The sequence below is a fragment of the Rhizobium sp. P1_E6 genome, assembly GCF_056405875.1.
On record NZ_JBFUBG010000341.1, the window covers coordinates 1 to 728 of the forward strand.

At 55.6% G+C, this 728-nt stretch carries 2 pseudogenes; one reads left to right on the forward strand and one right to left on the reverse strand.

The annotated features are described in order from the left end of the window. Nucleotides 1-190 (forward strand): annotated as a pseudogene (locus tag AC1D35_RS36625) (Fic family protein); the annotation flags it as partial. 180 nt (nucleotides 191-370) lie between these two features. Here the strand turns inward: AC1D35_RS36625 and AC1D35_RS36630 are convergent. Next, a pseudogene (locus AC1D35_RS36630) lies at nucleotides 371-613 on the reverse strand (hypothetical protein); the annotation flags it as partial. Between the last annotated feature and the right edge of the window lie 115 nt (nucleotides 614-728).

The following is a 728-nucleotide window of genomic DNA, read 5'->3' on the forward strand; positions in this document are numbered from 1 at the left end:
CCTGACGCCTGGACAACTCACCGAACTGACGGGCCTATCGGCACCAACCGTTAATGCAGCACTGACGAATTTGGAACGTTTTGGTGTGGTTGAGGAGGTGACCGGCCGGAAGCGAGGGCGTGTATTCAGCTATCGGCGGTATCTTGCGATCCTAAGTGAAGGTACCGATCCGTTGCCCGTAGCCTCGTGAAAAGCCTGGCGTTCTGGAAGGGCTCGGCCGATTCCATTTTTATCATGCTTTTATCAGAATAACGACCTCCATCAAGCGCGACACCAATGAAAACAATATGGTAGAGGCCAGCGCAATCAATGTCTGAGATCAGGAGTAGGCCCGGGCTGGTCTTTCCGCCAGCCAGGGCCTCTACTGACCCTAAGCGGCGGCCTCGCAGACTTGATTCAAAATACGGGCAGCGAGCGCTGCCTTGTCTTGCGGCAGGAAACGGCCGTAGTGCTGCTGGGTCATCTGAGTATCTTGGATCGCATAGCTCGCCTGCTCATAGGAACCGGTTTGCTTCAGGATGTCGGTGGCAAGGGCATCCCTGACATTGTGCGGTCCATGGGGCAGTAGTCCCTCGATTGCACCGCGACCAGTATAGGGATTGTAGATCCCAAAGTATCAGCACCCAACGTTCGATCCTCATCAAGGCGAGGAAGGTTTAGCCCGCCGTCGGCCCGTTGCGCACAAAGCGTTCACCGAGCGCTATTGCTTTACTATTCCGCCAGTTCGT